The sequence below is a fragment of the Chryseobacterium lathyri genome (assembly GCF_003290185.1).
GTDB lineage: Bacteria > Bacteroidota > Bacteroidia > Flavobacteriales > Weeksellaceae > Chryseobacterium > Chryseobacterium lathyri.
Genome location: NZ_QNFY01000001.1, coordinates 119,389 through 136,347 on the forward strand (window position 1 = coordinate 119,389; position 16,959 = coordinate 136,347).

At 36.9% G+C, this 16,959-nt stretch carries 16 protein-coding genes; 8 read left to right on the forward strand and 8 right to left on the reverse strand.

All coding sequences use genetic code 11. From position 1 onward, the window contains the following. Positions 1-51 precede the first annotated feature (51 nt). Genes DRF61_RS00485 through DRF61_RS00495 form a run of 3 tightly spaced genes read left to right on the forward strand, consistent with a single transcriptional unit; the run spans position 52 to position 2,288 of the window. The gene (locus DRF61_RS00485) at positions 52-1,086 is read left to right on the forward strand and encodes an acyl-CoA reductase (protein WP_111952972.1); all 1,035 of its coding nucleotides are present in this window, start codon (positions 52-54) and stop codon (positions 1,084-1,086) included. A gap of 44 nt (positions 1,087-1,130) precedes the next feature. Further along, positions 1,131-1,574 carry a peptidylprolyl isomerase gene (locus DRF61_RS00490; RefSeq protein ID WP_111952974.1) on the forward strand — a complete coding sequence of 148 codons (444 nt, stop codon included), beginning with the start codon at positions 1,131-1,133 and terminating at the stop codon, positions 1,572-1,574. Positions 1,575-1,598: 24 nt separating this feature from the next. Continuing rightward, positions 1,599-2,288 (forward strand): Bax inhibitor-1/YccA family protein, encoded by a 690-nt coding sequence (locus tag DRF61_RS00495; RefSeq protein WP_111952976.1) that lies wholly within the window; start codon positions 1,599-1,601, stop codon positions 2,286-2,288. A 383-nt stretch (positions 2,289-2,671) separates the two neighbouring features. Here DRF61_RS00495 and DRF61_RS00500 read toward each other — a convergent pair whose 3' ends face one another. From DRF61_RS00500 to DRF61_RS00515, 4 genes are all read right to left on the reverse strand, one after another. After that, positions 2,672-2,920 carry a DUF6952 family protein gene (locus tag DRF61_RS00500; protein ID WP_034727575.1) on the reverse strand — a complete coding sequence of 83 codons (249 nt, stop codon included), beginning with the start codon at positions 2,918-2,920 and terminating at the stop codon, positions 2,672-2,674. After that, a complete protein-coding gene (locus DRF61_RS00505) occupies positions 2,920-3,228 on the reverse strand; it encodes a thioredoxin family protein (RefSeq protein ID WP_034707328.1) in 309 nt (102 codons plus the stop codon). Before DRF61_RS00505 ends, DRF61_RS00500 begins: the two co-directional genes overlap by 1 nt. A gap of 117 nt (positions 3,229-3,345) precedes the next feature. Further along, complete coding sequence (locus tag DRF61_RS00510) at positions 3,346-3,978, reverse strand: peroxiredoxin (RefSeq protein ID WP_111952978.1); 633 nt, start codon at positions 3,976-3,978, stop codon at positions 3,346-3,348. 173 nt (positions 3,979-4,151) lie between these two features. Further along, the gene (locus DRF61_RS00515) at positions 4,152-5,348 is read right to left on the reverse strand and encodes a pyridoxal phosphate-dependent aminotransferase (protein WP_111952980.1); all 1,197 of its coding nucleotides are present in this window, start codon (positions 5,346-5,348) and stop codon (positions 4,152-4,154) included. Positions 5,349-5,572: 224 nt separating this feature from the next. Between DRF61_RS00515 and DRF61_RS00520 the strand changes: the two genes are divergently transcribed. The 5 genes from DRF61_RS00520 (at position 5,573) to DRF61_RS00540 (ending at position 11,339) form a co-directional block, all read left to right on the forward strand. Beyond that, on the forward strand, positions 5,573-6,910 hold the full coding sequence (locus DRF61_RS00520; protein ID WP_111952982.1) for a M20/M25/M40 family metallo-hydrolase: 1,338 nt from the start codon (positions 5,573-5,575) through the stop codon (positions 6,908-6,910). A gap of 97 nt (positions 6,911-7,007) precedes the next feature. After that, positions 7,008-7,643, forward strand: a complete 636-nt coding sequence (gene rsmG, locus DRF61_RS00525) for a 16S rRNA (guanine(527)-N(7))-methyltransferase RsmG (protein WP_111952984.1) — start codon at positions 7,008-7,010, stop codon at positions 7,641-7,643. 62 nt (positions 7,644-7,705) lie between these two features. Further along, positions 7,706-8,110: a hypothetical protein gene (locus tag DRF61_RS00530; protein WP_111952986.1), complete on the forward strand. Its 405-nt coding sequence runs from the start codon at positions 7,706-7,708 to the stop codon at positions 8,108-8,110. 2 nt (positions 8,111-8,112) lie between these two features. Next, the gene (locus DRF61_RS00535; protein WP_111952988.1) at positions 8,113-8,649 is read left to right on the forward strand and encodes a DUF922 domain-containing protein; all 537 of its coding nucleotides are present in this window, start codon (positions 8,113-8,115) and stop codon (positions 8,647-8,649) included. Beyond that, positions 8,646-11,339: a PD-(D/E)XK nuclease family protein gene (locus DRF61_RS00540; RefSeq protein ID WP_111952990.1), complete on the forward strand. Its 2,694-nt coding sequence runs from the start codon at positions 8,646-8,648 to the stop codon at positions 11,337-11,339. Before DRF61_RS00535 ends, DRF61_RS00540 begins: the two co-directional genes overlap by 4 nt. Positions 11,340-11,400: 61 nt before the next feature. Here the strand turns inward: DRF61_RS00540 and DRF61_RS00545 are convergent, their stop codons facing one another. The 4 genes from DRF61_RS00545 to DRF61_RS00560 all read right to left on the reverse strand — a co-directional run bounded on the left by DRF61_RS00545 (position 11,401) and on the right by DRF61_RS00560 (position 16,815). Next, positions 11,401-13,344, reverse strand: a complete 1,944-nt coding sequence (locus DRF61_RS00545) for a T9SS type A sorting domain-containing protein (RefSeq protein ID WP_111952992.1) — start codon at positions 13,342-13,344, stop codon at positions 11,401-11,403. Between the two features lie 164 nt (positions 13,345-13,508). Further along, positions 13,509-14,687, reverse strand: coding sequence for an acyl-CoA dehydrogenase family protein (locus DRF61_RS00550; RefSeq protein WP_111952994.1), 1,179 nt, complete (start codon positions 14,685-14,687; stop codon positions 13,509-13,511). Between the two features lie 128 nt (positions 14,688-14,815). Further along, the gene (locus DRF61_RS00555) at positions 14,816-15,604 is read right to left on the reverse strand and encodes an NUDIX hydrolase (RefSeq protein ID WP_111952996.1); all 789 of its coding nucleotides are present in this window, start codon (positions 15,602-15,604) and stop codon (positions 14,816-14,818) included. 23 nt (positions 15,605-15,627) lie between these two features. Further along, positions 15,628-16,815: an MFS transporter gene (locus tag DRF61_RS00560; protein ID WP_228452536.1), complete on the reverse strand. Its 1,188-nt coding sequence runs from the start codon at positions 16,813-16,815 to the stop codon at positions 15,628-15,630. Positions 16,816-16,959 lie beyond the last annotated feature (144 nt).

Below are 16,959 nucleotides of genomic sequence, written 5' to 3' on the forward strand. Positions count from 1 at the left end.
TTTTTTAAATTTGCACAAAATTACAAAATATTCCCCAATTTAAAAGTAATTATGAATATCGAAAATAAAGTTTTAGGACTTATTAAGTTAAGTGTATATATAAAAGAGTTTTTAGCAAAGAATCCTGCGGATTATAATGATCATGATACGGAGTTTGAGTTATTGCTGAGAAGATCCGAAATAGAGAATCCCTGGTTTACCCTTGAGAATCAGAAATTTGCTCTTACAGAATGGACTCATTTGCTTACTCAGGAAAATATAAACAATTGGCTCAGAAATTATTCCGTTTCCAAAACTTCAAAAAGAGTAGGATTGATCCTGGCCGGAAATATTCCATTGGTAGGACTGCATGATGTGATATCTGTTGTTTTAAGCGGACACATTCCTTTGATTAAGCTGTCTTCAAAAGATAAGCAGATGGTCCCATTCCTGCTGAAAAAATGGAATGAGTTGTCAGATGGAGCTGTCCAGTTTGAATTTGTTGAAAGACTGGAGAATTTTGATGCTGTGATTGCAACAGGAAGCAATAATACTGCAAGGTACTTGGAATATTATTTCAAGGACCATTTAAGCATTATTAGAAAAAACAGAACCTCTGCGGCGGTTCTGAAAGGTGATGAGACTCCTGAAGAACTTCAGCTTATGGCGGAAGATATTTTCAGGTATTTCGGTTTGGGATGCAGAAATGTAACCAGAATTTTTATTCCTGAAGACTTTCTTATCGACAGGCTATTTGAAAGTTTTATCGGTTTCCAGGACATCATTAATCATAATAAATATGCAAATAACTATGATTATAACAGGGCAGTTTATCTCCTGAACCAGGATAAATTCTGGGATAATAATTTTGTTATGCTGAAAGAGGATGATAAGCTTTTCAGCCCGCTTTCCGTGATCCATTTCAGCAGGTATTCATCTTTGGATGATGTTAAAAATTTCATTGCCGAAAATGAAGAGAATATCCAGTGTATTGTGGCAAAAGATGAGCTGGGATTGGATTCAATTCCTTTCGGAGAAGCGCAGCACCCTGCTTTGGATACGTATGCCGATAATGTAGATACGATGAAATTTTTGGAAGTGGTCTGATTTTCGTATCTTAACTCACTATTTTACCAATAACAAAAAAGATTATGAAAAAAATATTTTTAGGACTTACAGTTCTTGCCGCACAGCTGATGTTTGCTCAGAAAGTAACAGGCGTGAAGGTTGAAAAAGTTCAGAAAGAAATTCCTGTGCAGTTAAGCAAAGAGAAGATTAATCTGTATAATGACAACTTTCTTAAGTTTGTTGAAGCACTTAAATCTTCGGATCGTTCAGGCGTTGATGCACTTCTTTCCGATAAGGTAAAAGATATCGTTACGGATGATGTTCTTAAAAAAGTAAAAGAAGGCTTTGATGTGAATAAAAAGCTGGAAATTTTAAAAACGGGATACCACAGATTGATGGATGGTTCCAGTTTGCCAAGCATCAACTACAAATATGCAGGAGATTCTTCTTCAAAAGAGGTAATTATGGCTGTTTTTGAAGAGGATGGAAAAATTATTGGGGTAATGCCGGCAAAAAAAGATAAATAATTTAAAACAATAAAAATACTAACTATGATGACAGATGTTTTAGTTGCTCATTCCTCCGATGTGGAAAAAGCAGCTTTTTACAGAAAAACTTACCTGCATGTCGCTTTATCAATCCTGGCATTTATCGGGGTTGAAACTATTTTACTGAAAACGGTTCCTGTGGAGATCATTGCTATGATGTTCGGACAGAAATACACATGGCTACTGATTATCGGTGTTTTCTGGCTGGCTTCGATGCTGGCTTCTAAATGGTCACTTTCGCAGAGCAGAACAACACAGTATTTCGGATTAGGCTTCTATATTATTCTGGAAGCTGTGATTTTCATGCCTATGATCTATATCGCAGCAGGAATGCAGGGTGGAGGAAATATTATATTCCAGGCTGCCATGCTTACGATTGCCATGTTTGCCGGACTTTCGGCAGTGGCATTTACTTCAAAAAAAGATTTTTCGTTCCTAAGAAATATTATTGTTATCGGAGGTTTTCTTTCGATAGGGCTTATTGTAGCCGGAGCAATTTTTGGGTTCAATCTGGGACTTTGGTTCTCGGTAGGAATGGTGCTTTTGGCTTCTGCAAGTATTCTTTATGAAACAAGTAAGCTTAAAGATGTTTATTCTACAGGGCAGTATGTAGGTGCTTCATTGCAGCTTTTTGCATCCATTATGCTTTTGTTCTGGTATATTCTGAGAATCTTAATGAGCAGAAGAAGCTAGTTAATTTAAAAATGAAAGGAGAAGAATTGTAAATTCGGATTCTATCTTATAAATAATCCTGGTGATATTTTCACCGGGATTATTTTTTTGAATTTTTTTACACAAATGCTACAAATGTTTTCAAAAAAAACACTTTAATTTTAATTCAGCCATTTAACCAAAAAATCCCGGTGAAAATATCACTGGGATTTTAGTGGATTCTTTAATCTATATAAACAGAAGCAACAGCGTCAGCAATGGCATATTACAGAAGCTTTGAAGCGTGTGTTTAAATTAAAAACTAAAGAATTGAGAAAATATAGTATCGAGGAAAGCCTCAGTAGTACTGTGTTTTTGTTGTAATTTTTTACTATTAATCTTAAATGATCGATCGAATGAAAAAATTACTTGTCAATGGATCCTAAGACCTTCTGTGCAAAAGAATTTAAAGCGTCTTTTTCGCTCATTCCGTTCTGAACGCTGGCGTGTACTTCCAAAGCGCCGCAGATATTTGTGATCAGCTCTCCTGCTACATTCAGATCTTCTTCGCTGGTTCCTCTGAATTCGCAGAAGCTTTCTAAAACCTCTAATGTTTTTTCAAGATTTTCAGGCGTCTGATTCTGATAAAACTGTCGGATTACGGGTAACTTCATTACTGTATTTCTTTAAAAAGATTAATTAAACTTTCAGCCTGGTTGCTCTGTACCTGGTTTACCAATTCACCGTTTTTAAAAACTGCAAAAGTAGGAAGGTTATCAACGGTTGCTAATTTTCTGCTTTCAGGAAGCTTTTCAGCATCTACATATAAGAAAGGAATTTCTTCATTTTCTGATGCTAATTTTTTAAATTTAGGCTTCATGATTCTGCAGTTTCCGCACCATGTGGCACCGTACTGAACAACTACTTTTTCATTGTCGTTCACGATATTCTGTAAAGTATCTTCTGTTAATTCTGTGTACATAAGTTTATTTTTAGAAAAAATAAACAATGTAGCAATCTAATAATTTACCAATCTAACAATTAAAAAACGAATCTTAAAATTGTTATACTGTTAGATTGCTACATTGTTATATTAAAATTAGTTCTTAGCTAAGTATTCTGCTGTAGAAGTTCTGTCTGCTTTCATAGCATCTTTTCCTTCTTCCCAGTTGGCAGGACATACTTCACCATGTTTTTGAACGTGCGTGTAAGCGTCGATAAGTCTTAAATATTCTTTCACGTTTCTACCAAGAGGCATATCGTTTACAGACTCATGGAAAATTTTTCCAGTTTCGTCGATTAGGTATGTTGCTCTGTACGTTACATTAGAACCTGTGAAAGTTTCCTCTCCATCTTCATTGTATTCGAAATCCTGATCTACAATTCCTAGGATGTTTGCCAATTGTCTGTGAGTATCAGCTAAAAGTGGGTAAGTTACTCCTTCAATACCTCCGTTATCTTTTGGAGTGTTCAACCATGCAAAGTGTACCTCGTTAGTATCACAAGAAGCACCGATTACTTTGGTGTTTCTTTTTTCGAATTCACCTAAAGCATCCTGGAAAGCATGAAGCTCTGTAGGACATACGAAAGTGAAATCTTTCGGATACCAGAATAAAATTACTTTTTGCTGGTTAGAAGTAGCTTCTTCAAGGATGTTGATTCTAAGATCATCACCCATTTCAGACATAGCATCGATTGTTACATTTGGGAATTTTTTTCCTACTAAAGACATAATTTTCTGTTTTTATATTAAATTTTCTTGTGCAAATATATAAATATTTCATCTATCAAACAAATCAATATTGATAAATAAAATCTATAATTGTTTTTAATGGAACTATAAGAAAAAAGCCCTGAAATCAGAGCTTTTTTGTTTACTTTATACTAATTTTTATTCAGTCTAATTTATGAATTAAATGGAGCTAAAGCATCTTTAATTCGTTTCATCGCTTCTCTAAGATCCTCTTCAGAAGCTGCATAAGAAAATCTGATACATTCCGGGCTTCCGAAGGAAACACCGCCTACACATCCTACATGAGCACTTTCCAATAAAAACATAGCGAAATCATCAGAGTCTTTGATTTCAGTGCCATTCAGTGTTTTTCCGATATAGTGGGAGATATCCGGGAAGAAATAAAATGCAGCTTTTGGAAGTAATACTTTGAATCCTGGAATTTCTTTCATCAGGTCATACACCAGATCTCTTCTTTTCTGGAACGCATCAATCATGTATTTGTACTCGGAAGGATCTGTTTTTAGAGCAGTAATAGAAGCTCTCTGAGCCACTGTATTGGCTCCGCTGGTCATTTGTCCCTGAACCTTTTCGCAGGCTTTAGCCAGCCATTCCGGACAGGCAGAATACCCGATTCTCCATCCTGTCATGGCAAATGCTTTAGACATTCCGTTAATCACAGCAGTCTGCTCATATACTTCAGGGAATTGAGCGATGGATGTTGTTTTTGTTTCGTAATTGATGTACTCGTAGATCTCATCCGAAATAACCGTTACATGAGGATATTTGGCAATAACTTTCGCCATCGATTTTAACTCATCATAGGTATAATATCCGCCGGAAGGGTTACAAGGAGAACTGAAAAGAATAGCTTTTGTTTTATCTGTAATGGATTCTTCAAGTTGTTCGGCAGTGATCTTGAAATCTGTAACATAAGAAGTCGGCAGCATTACTGAAGTTCCCCCCATCATTTTTACCATTTCATCATAGCTTACCCAATAAGGTGCTGGAAGAAGAACTTCGTCACCATCATTGACCACGGAGGCCAATACATTTAAAATAGCTTGTTTAGCTCCGTTGGAAACACAGATCTGGGTTGGCTTATAATCAAGATTGTTGTCTCTTTTTAATTTGTGGGCAACCGCTTCACGAAGTTCAAGAAACCCGGGAACAGGAGAGTAATGGCTGTAGTTTTGGTTAATCGCGTCAAAAGCTGCCTGTTTGATATTGTCCGGAACATCGAAATCCGGTTCGCCAAGTGTCAGACTGATCACATCAATGCCGGCGGCCTTCATTTCTCTTGCTTTGTTTGACATTACGAAAGTCTGTGAGTAACCTAATCTCTTTACTCTATCTGAAAGTTTATCCATGTGGGTCTTTTTGAATTTTAACAAATATATAATAAAAACGTTTTGCCGGGAAATAAAAGTAGGGCAGGAAAAAAGATTTTTGTCAGGTTTTTTAAATTTTAATCATTAAAGTATAGTCTTTTATACTTTTCTGCCGAAATATTCAGTTCCTAAGAACATGGAAATGAAAAGCGGTACCCAATATTATGTTTTTGTATATTTAACTATCTAAATATTCAGTAGGTATGAAATATTCTCTCCTTTTATTGTTGGTTCCTTTTGTAAGTTTTTCCCAAACAAAAACAAAAGATGATGAAATAAAAAAATACGTTTCTGAAGTAAGTTCGGATTCTTTAAAATCCTATATCGGCAAGCTTGTAAGCTTTCATACCAGGCATACTTTAAGTTCTGTTGATGATAAAAATCAGGGAATAGGAGCGGCAAGGAACTGGGTGCTTGGAAAATTTAAAGACTATGCAAAGAACTCCGGAGGAAGAATGGATGTTTACTTACAGAAGGAAAACATTCAGCCGGATGGAAAACGGATAGACAGGGTTACCAACCTGGGAAATCCTATAGCCTTTTTAAAAGGTACAGATCCTAATGATAAAAGAATTTTCCTGATTTCTGCACACCTGGATTCGCGGGTTACCGATGTAATGAACAGAATTTCATACGCGCCGGGTGCCAACGATGATGGGAGCGGAGTGAGTGCTGTTATAGAAGCTGCGCGAATTTTGAGCAGATCTTCTTTTCCGGCATCCGTTATTTTCGTTACTTTTTCCGGAGAAGAACAGTCTTTGCTTGGATCTAAGCTTCTGGCAGATAAAGCCAAAAAAGAAAACCTGCAGATAGAAGCAGTCCTGAACAACGACATGATCGGAAATTCTAAAGCAGGAGAAACAGGAGAGATCAATAACCATACATTAAGGGTTTTTAGCGAAGGGCTGCCTTATGCAGAACTCGATAAAAAAGCAATGGGTATAAGGAACCTGGGACTTGAAAACGACAGTGAATCCCGGCAACTGGCCCGGTATATTAAAGAAATTGCAGAACAATATGTAAAAGGACTAGAAGTGAAGCTGATCTACAGGAACGACAGGTTTTTACGTGGCGGAGATCATTCCAGTTTTGTCAGTCAGGGATTTCCTTCCGTAAGGCTCACTGAATATTATGAAAACTACGATCATCAACATCAGGATATAAGAGTTGAAAATAATAAGCAGTACGGAGATCTTCCTGAATTTATAGATTTTAATTATCTGAAAAGAAACGTTGCGGCAAATATTGCTGTTCTGGCAAGTCTTGCCAAAGCTGCTTCAAAGCCTGACCGGGTAGAAGTAATGGTTAAAGAGCTTACCAACTCCACCTCACTAAGATGGGAAAAGCCAAAATCCGGAACACCAGCGGGGTATTATATTCTTGTAAGAGAAACGGATAGTCCCGTTTGGCAAAAAAAGATATTTACTAAAGAGCTTTCCATTAAAATCCCACTTTCAAAAGACAATTATATTTTTGCCGTTCAGACGATTAATCAGGCCGGAAATTTAAGTGTACCTGTTATTCCGGGGATTGCGAAATAATATCGACTAAGGAAGCTGAAATTTAAAATCTGATCCGGACAACTTCATTTGAATACAACAGAAATAAAACTTATTTTTGTAGATTATAATAATTCATATGGCAGCATCGTTACTATTAAAATACTTTCCTGATCTTACGGAGAAGCAGATCGAGCAGTTTTCCCAGTTGGAGAAACTGTATAATGAGTGGAATGAAAAAATCAATGTGATCTCAAGAAAAGATATGGAATCGCTGTATGAGAAGCATGTTCTTCACTCCTTAGGAATTGCAAAAATAATGGAATTTGCACCCGGAACAAAAGTGCTGGATATAGGAACAGGAGGAGGTTTTCCGGGGATTCCCCTGGCAATTTTATTTCCGGAAACGGAATTTACTTTAGTTGATTCTATCGGAAAAAAAATTACTGTAGTGAAAGCAGTGGCAGAAGGAATCGGGCTAACTAATTTAACGGCCATTCACGGAAGAGCGGAAAAAGTAAAAGAAAAGTTTCATTTTGTGGTAAGCCGCGCTGTAACCCAGATGCCGGAATTCCTCAGATGGCTGAAAGGAAAGTTTGAGAAAGAACAGTTTAATCCCAAACATAACGGGGTTTTATATTTAAAAGGCGGCGACCTTGCAGAAGAATTAGCCGGAATTAAATGTGAAATCTTCAATCTTAAAAACTATTTTGATGAAGAATTTTTTGATACTAAAAAAGTGATTTATGTATCAAAAGGTAATTTTAATTCTTAATTTTAGTGAATTAAGGAATAATTTTTGCTGAATTTTTATTAATAATCAGTAAATTTAAGGTTATGAAAAAACTTTTAAATATTGGATTTTCTGTATTGTTTTCAGGAATGGTTTTTGTTTCCTGCGAAGACGATGATTACCAGACTGTACAATCTATAGGTAAGATCAAAATCGACAGTGTAAAGATCATGCAGGATACTATGGATGTATATTCAATACAGAGTATTAAGACGTATTCTACCTATTCGTCCCAATGTGAGGGTTTTTATGGATATGATTACATTCATGACAGCAGCCTGGAAAGATCTGTTACCGCTTATAAATATACTACGGACGGTCCCTGTACACAGGAAGCCCATGTGGGAGCCAACCAGATCAACTTCAGTCCGCGTCAGACAGGAACGTATACCTTTAAATTCTGGAATGGTGGTAACAGCTGGATCACCAAAAAAATTGTAGTAGAATAATAATGAAATGGATTTCACTTTGCTTTTTTCTTTTTGCCAATGCTCTTTTTGGGCAGAAAATTATCTGGCAGGAAGATCATAAGCTGGTCTGGGATAACTTTAAAAGCCCCATAAACAGAAAAAATCATCCCGATGTAGCTGCCTATACACACTGCGGCTGGGAATATTCTGTAGTGAAATCCACCAATCCTAAATCTCCCGTTAAAATTGAGGTCACTGCTATTTTTAATGAAGACAGATCCTGGAAAGATGTCAAAAAAATAAATGATTATATCCTGCTGCATGAGCAAATGCATTTTGATATTGCAGAATTGTTTGTCAGAAAATTCAGGAAAGAGATAGGAGAGAAGATCAAAACTTCCGGTGATTACAATAAAAATTTTAATGCAGTTTACAGCAAAATATCAAACGATTACAAAAATTTCCAGATGTCTTACGACAGGGTTACGGAACATGGAATGAATAAAGAAAAGCAGGCAGAATACAATGCTCTCATTGCTGAAGAACTGGACCATTTAAAAAGCTATAAAGCCTCTTGAAATTTCTCAATAAAATCATCCACGAACTGCTGGCCCAAAACCAGGATCTTTCGGAGTTCAATATTGTTCTGCCCGGAAAACGTCCCATCGTATTCATCAGGCAGATCCTGGAAGAAAACAATTACTCAGGATTTCTTCCCAATTTCTTTACCATAGAAGAGCTGATCGACAGGATTGCAGGCAAACAGCCTGTTCAGGGAATCTCTCTTTGGCTTTTTGCCTTTGATGTCTACCGGAGTCTTGGTCTAATCCCGAAAGATGATTTTGCAGACTTTTTAAAGTGGTTTCCGACCCTTCAGAAGGACTGGGACGATATCCTGAAGTTCTCTGAAAGTGATGAAGCTGTTTTACAGTATATGTTTGATGAAGAAAGGATCAAAGAATGGGCTCAGGATCTGGGTGAAGATGATGATGTTCCCCGTAAAAAATTCCTTAATTTCTGGCGGAATATGAACGTTTTTCTTCCAATTCTAAAGAAAAAACTACAGGAAAGAAACTGGGCGACTTCCGGGATGATTCATGAAACTGCGAAGGCCAAGATCTCAGCTTTTGCCGAAAATACTTCCGAACATTTTGTATTCTGTGGCTTCAATGCTTTCACACCGGTGGAAGAAAAGCTCGTAAGGAGCTTACTGCGTTGGAATAAGGCACAGTGTTTCTTTCAGGCGGATCATTATTATTTTGATGATGAAAGACAGGAAGCGGGAAAATTCCTCAGGAACCATAAAACATGGAAAGAATTTGATGACAACAGGATTTTTCAGTGGATAGAAGATGATTTTAATCAGCCAAAAAATATAAAAGTTTATGAGGTTTCCGGAAATGTAACGCAGACTAAAGTTCTACCTGAAATATTTAAGGAAATTGAAAATAAGACCTATTCCAACACCGCAGTGGTATTATTGGATGAAAATCTTCTTCCTGCAAGTCTGGATGTGATGTACGGTGTTGAAAACCTGAATATTACCATGGGTTTTCCTTTGAAGAATCTTTCTTTTTCCAATGCCGTAAAACAGCTTTTCTATCTTCAGAAACAGCTGGAGAAAAATAAATCTTCCTATTACTACAGAGATATTTTCCCGATCCTTGAAGAGCTTCCGAAGTCTTCTGAAGATGAGTTGATTATCGGTAATTTCAGGACGAAAATAGAGGAGAGGAATATCGTTTATATATCAAAAAAGCTTTTAGAAGAGCTTCTGGGTGGGCTTTCTTATTATGGACTTCTTAGAAAAGCTGATCATACAGGTGTTTACCTGGATATGCTTATCGCTTTCTGTAAACGGATCAAATGGCTGGAAATAGATGATATCCAATATGAAAACGTTTCCCATTTTGAAAATGCGTTCAGAATTATTAAAAACCAGCTCAGTCCATATGATTTTGAAATCAAAATGGAAACACTGGAAATCCTGATCAACCAGCATGTCAATTCCGAAAGTATAGATTTCCAGGGGGAACCGCTCCGCGGACTTCAGATTATGGGTCTTTTGGAAACCCGTCTTCTGAATTTTGAAAATGTAATCATGCTTTCTGTGAATGAAGGGAAGCTGCCTTTAGGAAATTCACAGAATACTTATATTCCGTTTGATATCAGAAGGTATTTTGATATGCATACGTTCCTGGAAAATGACAGTATTTATGCCTATCACTTTTACAGGCTGATCCAGGATTCCCGAAATGTCCATCTTCTGTACAATGCACTCAGTTCCGGAGTGAATACTGGAGAGAAGAGCAGATTTATCACACAGATAGAAATGGAGAGCTCCCATAAGATAGAGCACCTTATTATTGAGAATTCTTCCGAACCTATTGCTTCGCAACCAATAGAAATTCTGAAGACGGAAATCGTGATGGAAAGGTTGCAGAAATGGAAGGAAAAAGTATCTGCATCACACCTGACCAGCTATCTTTATAATCCTATAGATTTTTATCTTTCCAAGATATTGAAGACCTCGGAAACGGATGAAATAGAAGAAGAACTGTCTGTTAAAAATTACGGAAATCTGGTTCATTATTCACTTCAAGAAGTATATGAATTACTTAAAGGTAAAGTATTAAAAGAAAAGGATTTACAAAATTCAATTAAAGAAATAGATCAATACATTAATATTGCTATTGAAAAGCTAAAGCATCAGCCTGAATTCTATGAAAAAGGCATGAATTTTATTCACAGGGCTATTGCTAAAAAAGTGATAGAGAATGTACTGAATCATGATCTTGAACTGGTGAGAAATGGTAATACCCTGGAGATTCTGGACATTGAAAAAAGATTCGAAAATGTAGATTTTTATCTTGATGGCAACGACAAAATTTCTTTCTTCGGATTTATCGACAGGATAGACCGCCTTAACGGGACCCTAAGAATTATTGATTATAAAACGGCAAAGATCAAAAACCTCACGGTAAAAATAGATGAAAATAACGTAGATGAATATTTCCATAACAGCGAAAGGAAACAGGCTCTACAGCTTTGCATTTATCATTATGTGGTACAAAATCTTCCGGAATTTTGGGGACTTCCTATAGAAACGGGAATCTGGAGCTTTGCAGAAGCTAAAAAAGGAGTCATTTCTCTGCAGTTTGATAAAGGGAATATTGATGATGCCATGCAGTCTGTAAAGAACCTTATTCTGGAAATATTGAACCCTGATCTCAGTTTTATTGAGAATATCAAGCCGTATTCCAATTAAAAATGCACTTCATTGCTGAAGTGCATCTCATTTGAAATGAAGATATACTAGTACTATTGTCTTATAATTTTACTTTTTTATTCACCGTTTTACCATCGTTTCCGGTAAACTGAACTACATAAATGCCTGGTTCCAAGCTTTTTGATTCAAATTCTGATTTATTGACTTCCTGCTGAATAATCAATGCCCCCGAAATATTATAGATGCTGATGTTTTTAATGCCATTGCCTGCTCTGGCAACGATCTGGCGGTTTTTCGTAAATATCTCAGCCTTGTCAGATAATGAGCTGTTTTCCAGTGCTTTTTTGAACTGAAGATTATAAAACTGAGTGACCACTTCAAAAGTGTTCTGATTATTAAGACCTTTTATGTCAATTCCATTGTTTTCGGCATACTCTTTCTGAGAAACTGTTCTTAAAAGATTTTTATTGCCATCAAAAATATTGACAGTGATCAGTTCTTCCTGTGGTATTTTCAGTTTTAAAATATTATTGTTTTCAGACTGTACAATTTCATTTTCAGGAACTTCTACGGGTGTGCTTTTAACGTATGGAATTAATTTCTGATTGTTATTTTCCTGTACTTTTAAAAGATAAACACCGTCTGTTAATGATGATAAACTGCCGTTTGTTCCTGATTTGCTTACTGCTTTTTCCTGATTGAAATCTGTAACTCCTACAAGCTGCATTTTTCCAAGATCCGGCTTTAATTGAGAAGAATAGAGTGTATGGGTCTCAGCCTGGCTGTTTCCCTGTTGTTTTGAAGTCAGTATGGCCCATTCATTCAGAAAACCTCCGCTTCTGAGTGTATTGAATTTGGCATTGGAGGCCAATGTAAAAGGAACAATTCCCCCTACATGGCCTAAAGGTCCCCAAAATAATGATTCCAGCTTATATTTGTTCAGATCCCACCATGCATAATATCCCCGCTGTACATCAATGGTTTTAGAAGTGTTTTCCGGTGGAATAGCCAGGTCTACTGAGGAATGTCCCAGGGTCATAGGGGTTTTGTTGTACCAGTCATACACATCCTTAGGCTTCATGCATCGTCTGAGGTTATTGTTGGGATTATTGGTAACATCATTAACAAAATTCTGAGTGAAAAGATTTCTCCAGATCACAGGCCCCCAAAGAAGGCCTCCGTTGTCCTGAACCACATGGTAATTGTATTTATCCAGATATTCCGGAGAAATGACCTCAGAAATGCTCGTATTGTAGGTTTTATAACCTGTATTATTGCAGGTATGCAATACATTGGCAAGGAAAGAAGTGAAAGGATAAAAATCCTTTTCCAGGACTCCTTTATTCAGGGTAACTCCTGAAAAATCATATGGTCCGTCTCCCATGTAAGCATACTTGAACTTCAGATTGGTTGGGTTAGAGGTATTCAGGCTTTTTAAAGTGGACATGGCGGCATGCGCACCTTGTGAATAGCCTGCCAGAAAGTATTCATCGTATCTTTTTATTCCTAACTGACCCAGCACTTTATTGGCTGCCTTTACAAAGTCTATCGTTGCGCCAGCTTCCGTAGCAGCGTCTACATATGGATGAACGCCGTCTCCGCTTCCCATTCCTACGTAATCAGGTGCCATCAGAATATAGCCGTTGAGTACATATGATAATTCAACTACGAATCCTGCGGTTAAGGCTCCTTTGAAGTTAGAAGGGACATTATCTCTGCTGTCGGTCGTTCCGTGATCAGAAACCACCGTGGAAAGTTTAAAATTAACGTTCGGATACATCAGAAGTCCTGTAGCCTTTACTAAGACATTCTTTTCATTTTTGGTATAATAAGTAATTTTATAGCCCTTAAGCCCCACATTGAATCCATTGAGATAGCTGACAAAATCCGGAGCGTTCTGCTCGCCCAGACTGTTGGCGATGAAATTAGTAACTCCCTGTGGAGTCAGATCCAATTTTTGTTCAAAACTCACAACATCTCCTGCCTGTTGGGCAAAAAAGAACGGAGCAGTGAAACTTAATAAAAGTGTAGATAATTTTCTCATATCAATATTTTTTGATGTTATTAAATTAAATATTTTTAATAAAAAATGGATAATGTTAATACATCAATAATTATTCATTGAATATAAGTTCCCTGCAAAGTGAGTAAAACAAGGAGTCCGGCCATTCGGCCGAACTCCTCTTCAGTATATTTTTGAGCTTTTATTTAAAAAGCGTTGATTCCTGTAATATCTAAGCCAGTGATCAGTAAATGAACATCATGTGTACCTTCATACGTAATTACCGACTCAAGATTGGCTGCGTGTCTCATCATCGGGAATTCGCCCATGATTCCCATGCCGCCAAGGATTTGTCTGGATTCTCTGGCAATATCAATAGCCATTTTCACGTTGTTGCGCTTAGCCATTGAGATCTGTGCAGGACTTGCTTTGTGGTCATTTTTAAGATTTCCTAACTGAAGACATAATAACTGTGCCTTTGTGATCTCTGTTAAGAATTCAGCTAATTTCTTTTGTTGAAGCTGGAAAGAACCAATCGGCTTGCCAAATTGTTTTCTTTCTTTAGAATACTGAACAGCTGTACAGTAGCAGTCAATTGCTGCCCCGATTACACCCCATGAAATTCCGTATCTCGCTGAGTTTAAACAAGATAAAGGTCCTTTTAACCCTGTTGCCCCAGGAAGTAAATTTTCTTTAGGAACTTTTACATTATTAAATACCAGCTCTCCGGTTTTTGAAGCTCTCAAGCTCCATTTATTATGAGTTTCAGGCGTAGTAAAGCCTTCCATTCCCCTTTCAACGATTAAGCCCTGTATTTTTCCTTCTTCGTTTTTTGCCCAGACTACTGCGATATCGCACAGAGGAGAATTCGTGATCCACATTTTGGCTCCATTCAGAAGATAATGGTCACCCATATCTTTGAAATACGTTTCCATAGAACTTGGATCTGAACCGTGATTAGGCTCAGTTAATCCAAAAGAACCGATCATTTCCCCTGCAGCAAGATGCGGAAGGTATTTTTTCTTCTGTTCCTCGGAACCGAATTCGTTGATAGGGAACATCACCAGCGAGCTCTGTACCGAAGCAGCAGAACGTACCGCAGAATCTCCTCTTTCAAGCTCCTGCATAATAAGACCGTAAGAAATCTGATCTAACCCTGAACCGCCATATTCAACAGGAATGTATGGACCTAAAGCTCCAATCTTTCCCAATTCTTTCATTAAGCCCGGAATATCAGTATGATTTTGCGCGGCCTGGTCAATCTGCGGCATTACAAAACTTTCCACCCAATCTCTTACCGATTGACGGATCAGTTTATGTTCTTCAGTAAGTAAAGCATCAATTCCGTAGTAGTCTGGAATGCTTGTAAGAGGATAATATGACATGATTTTTTTGATTTGCTTAAAAGTAATACTTTTCGTTGGTTTGAAAAATTTTTTTACGAATCTTTGTTGCGTTTGATTTTCAGTAAGATAAATGGGACCATACAGGATTTCAGTTAAAATACAGTCTCCTAAGATTCCTCATCATTAGAGATAGGATACTGATTGGCAGCATTGTGTACCTTACTTTTGAACTTATACAGATATGGAGCCTTATTGGCAGATCCGTCATACAGTTTCTCCAGTCTGTCCAGAATATTCAAGCTTAATATTTTACGCTGAAAATTATTTCTCCGGAATTTCTGTCCCAGAATAGTTTCATACAGCGACTGAAGATCTTTCATCGTAAATTTTTCAGGAAGAAGATTACTGGCTGCCACTTCGGTATTGATATTCATACGAAGATATTCAAGGCCCGTTTCTATAACTCTGTCATGGTCGAAGGCCATCTTGGGAAGTTTATTAACCTCAAACCATTCACAGCTTTCGTTGAATGCATCCGGAAAAGTATTGGCGACGGAAAAATCAATAAGGCTGCAGTAGCCCACCGTAATAAATCTCTGGAAGATCCAGTGATCTTTCGGAACTTCAATTCCTTTATTGTTAAGAAGGATTTGATGGACATTATTCTCCGTTCGGTCAATTCTCCCAAACGTGTGAAACTGTTTTAAAAAAAGGTCCTGGAGATGGGTTCTTTCATACAGTACTCTCGCAGCGGCTTCACGAAGGTCTTCATCATTGAAAACAAAACCGCCCGGAAGCGACCACAGATCCAGATCGTGGTACTTCAGAAGCAAAACCTTCAAAATATTATTGTGAAAACCAAATATTGTGCAGTCAACAGATACGTGTGCTACAAAATCTTTTGTATCAATAAGTTCCTGAAGGGTTTCTTTGTTTTTGGTGTCTTTGATTTTCATGGGAGTAAAAATAAAATTATTTTCTATAATTTCTTTCCTGCAAGCTTAAAATATATTAAACTCACTGTAAAAAGCACAGAAACAGCAAGTAATATATAAAGCGGATAGTAGTTTAACAGTTGTTTTCCGAACAGAACTGCCATAATAATTGAACTGACAGAGCTGCCAAGCGATGAAAAAATGACAATCAGGGATGTAAACAGGTTGATTTTTTCCCTGTCGATCTGTGCAATCATCTTTGAATTGACGACAGGGTAGAGCGGCGAAAGGAAAAGTCCGATCACCGGAAATAAAAATAGAATAATACCGGAATTCACAGAATCAAAATACTGTATTCCCACGATAATTACCAGCACAGCAATAATTAAAGAAATGCACAGAATATAATATTTTGACAGTGAAAATCTGTGAATGATATTAGCTGTTGCTGTTCTGCCTGCATAAGAAAAAAGAGCAAGAAAAGAAGTGGCCTGTAAAGCAAAAAAAGAATTTACATTCAGGTGATTTTTATAAAAAGAAGGCAGCCATGAATTAAATCCCTGCTCAACAAAAACAATAAAAAAAACTACAGCAAGGAACATAATTGTTGTGGGTTTTACAAATACTGAAAGTTCAGCCATAAGACTTTTATTCTCCGTTTTTTTCGCTTCTGAGATGTTCAGCTTTGAAAAAAGAAATATCGTTACAGCACAGAGTACTGTTATAGAAAGGAAACCGAACTTCCAGTATTCGGAATAGCGGCTGGAAATGAGCCACCCGAAACCGGTATTTACTATAAAAATACCGACCATAAATGAGGCTTCCACGCTGTTCATCATTTTGGCAAGAGATTTTTCATCTGAAATATTGTTCCGGATAATTCCGAAAACACAGATCTTTCCTACGGCAAAACAGGTCCCGATAATAGCAAACCAGACTTTATAGAACCAAAAATCTTCTATAAATGGAAGGAAACATGAGCAGATTCCAACAATGACTAAAGCAGAAACCAATGCTTTTTTAGTACCCGTCTTGCTTATAAAATTCACTGCAAAAAGTGAAATAAATGCAATGGGAATATCTTTGAAAGATTCTAAAAAGCCTAATTTTTCATAGGTGATTTTTGCCTCTGAAAGCTGAAGGATCACAATACCCATGCAGTTCAAGACCATTGAAAAAATAAGGAAGGTTAGTTTTAGAGGAAGAGAGATCTTGGAAAGCTTGGCTGTCATTTTGGGGACTTTTTTTATTGTTTTTTTACGATTTTTTTAGGAATTATGAAGAAGATATAAGGCTTTCAACTCCCAAAAATAAACGAAAAATTAAAATAATTGTGAATAGAATGTTAATTTATTAAAAAAAAATATATTTTTATT

Bases quoted from the DNA above. Each gene is read 5' to 3' on its own strand.
- DRF61_RS00485 (WP_111952972.1), top strand. From the start codon at position 52: ATGAATATCGAAAATAAAGTTTTAGGACTTATTAAGTTAAGTGTATAT.
- DRF61_RS00490 (WP_111952974.1), top strand. From the start codon at position 1,131: ATGAAAAAAATATTTTTAGGACTTACAGTTCTTGCCGCACAGCTGATG.
- DRF61_RS00495 (WP_111952976.1), top strand. From the start codon at position 1,599: ATGATGACAGATGTTTTAGTTGCTCATTCCTCCGATGTGGAAAAAGCA.
- DRF61_RS00500 (WP_034727575.1), bottom strand. From the start codon at position 2,920: ATGAAGTTACCCGTAATCCGACAGTTTTATCAGAATCAGACGCCTGAA.
- DRF61_RS00505 (WP_034707328.1), bottom strand. From the start codon at position 3,228: ATGTACACAGAATTAACAGAAGATACTTTACAGAATATCGTGAACGAC.
- DRF61_RS00510 (WP_111952978.1), bottom strand. From the start codon at position 3,978: ATGTCTTTAGTAGGAAAAAAATTCCCAAATGTAACAATCGATGCTATG.
- DRF61_RS00515 (WP_111952980.1), bottom strand. From the start codon at position 5,348: ATGGATAAACTTTCAGATAGAGTAAAGAGATTAGGTTACTCACAGACT.
- DRF61_RS00520 (WP_111952982.1), top strand. From the start codon at position 5,573: ATGAAATATTCTCTCCTTTTATTGTTGGTTCCTTTTGTAAGTTTTTCC.
- rsmG (WP_111952984.1), top strand. From the start codon at position 7,008: ATGGCAGCATCGTTACTATTAAAATACTTTCCTGATCTTACGGAGAAG.
- DRF61_RS00530 (WP_111952986.1), top strand. From the start codon at position 7,706: ATGAAAAAACTTTTAAATATTGGATTTTCTGTATTGTTTTCAGGAATG.
- DRF61_RS00535 (WP_111952988.1), top strand. From the start codon at position 8,113: ATGAAATGGATTTCACTTTGCTTTTTTCTTTTTGCCAATGCTCTTTTT.
- DRF61_RS00545 (WP_111952992.1), bottom strand. From the start codon at position 13,344: ATGAGAAAATTATCTACACTTTTATTAAGTTTCACTGCTCCGTTCTTT.
- DRF61_RS00550 (WP_111952994.1), bottom strand. From the start codon at position 14,687: ATGTCATATTATCCTCTTACAAGCATTCCAGACTACTACGGAATTGAT.
- DRF61_RS00555 (WP_111952996.1), bottom strand. From the start codon at position 15,604: ATGAAAATCAAAGACACCAAAAACAAAGAAACCCTTCAGGAACTTATT.
- DRF61_RS00560 (WP_228452536.1), bottom strand. From the start codon at position 16,815: ATGACAGCCAAGCTTTCCAAGATCTCTCTTCCTCTAAAACTAACCTTC.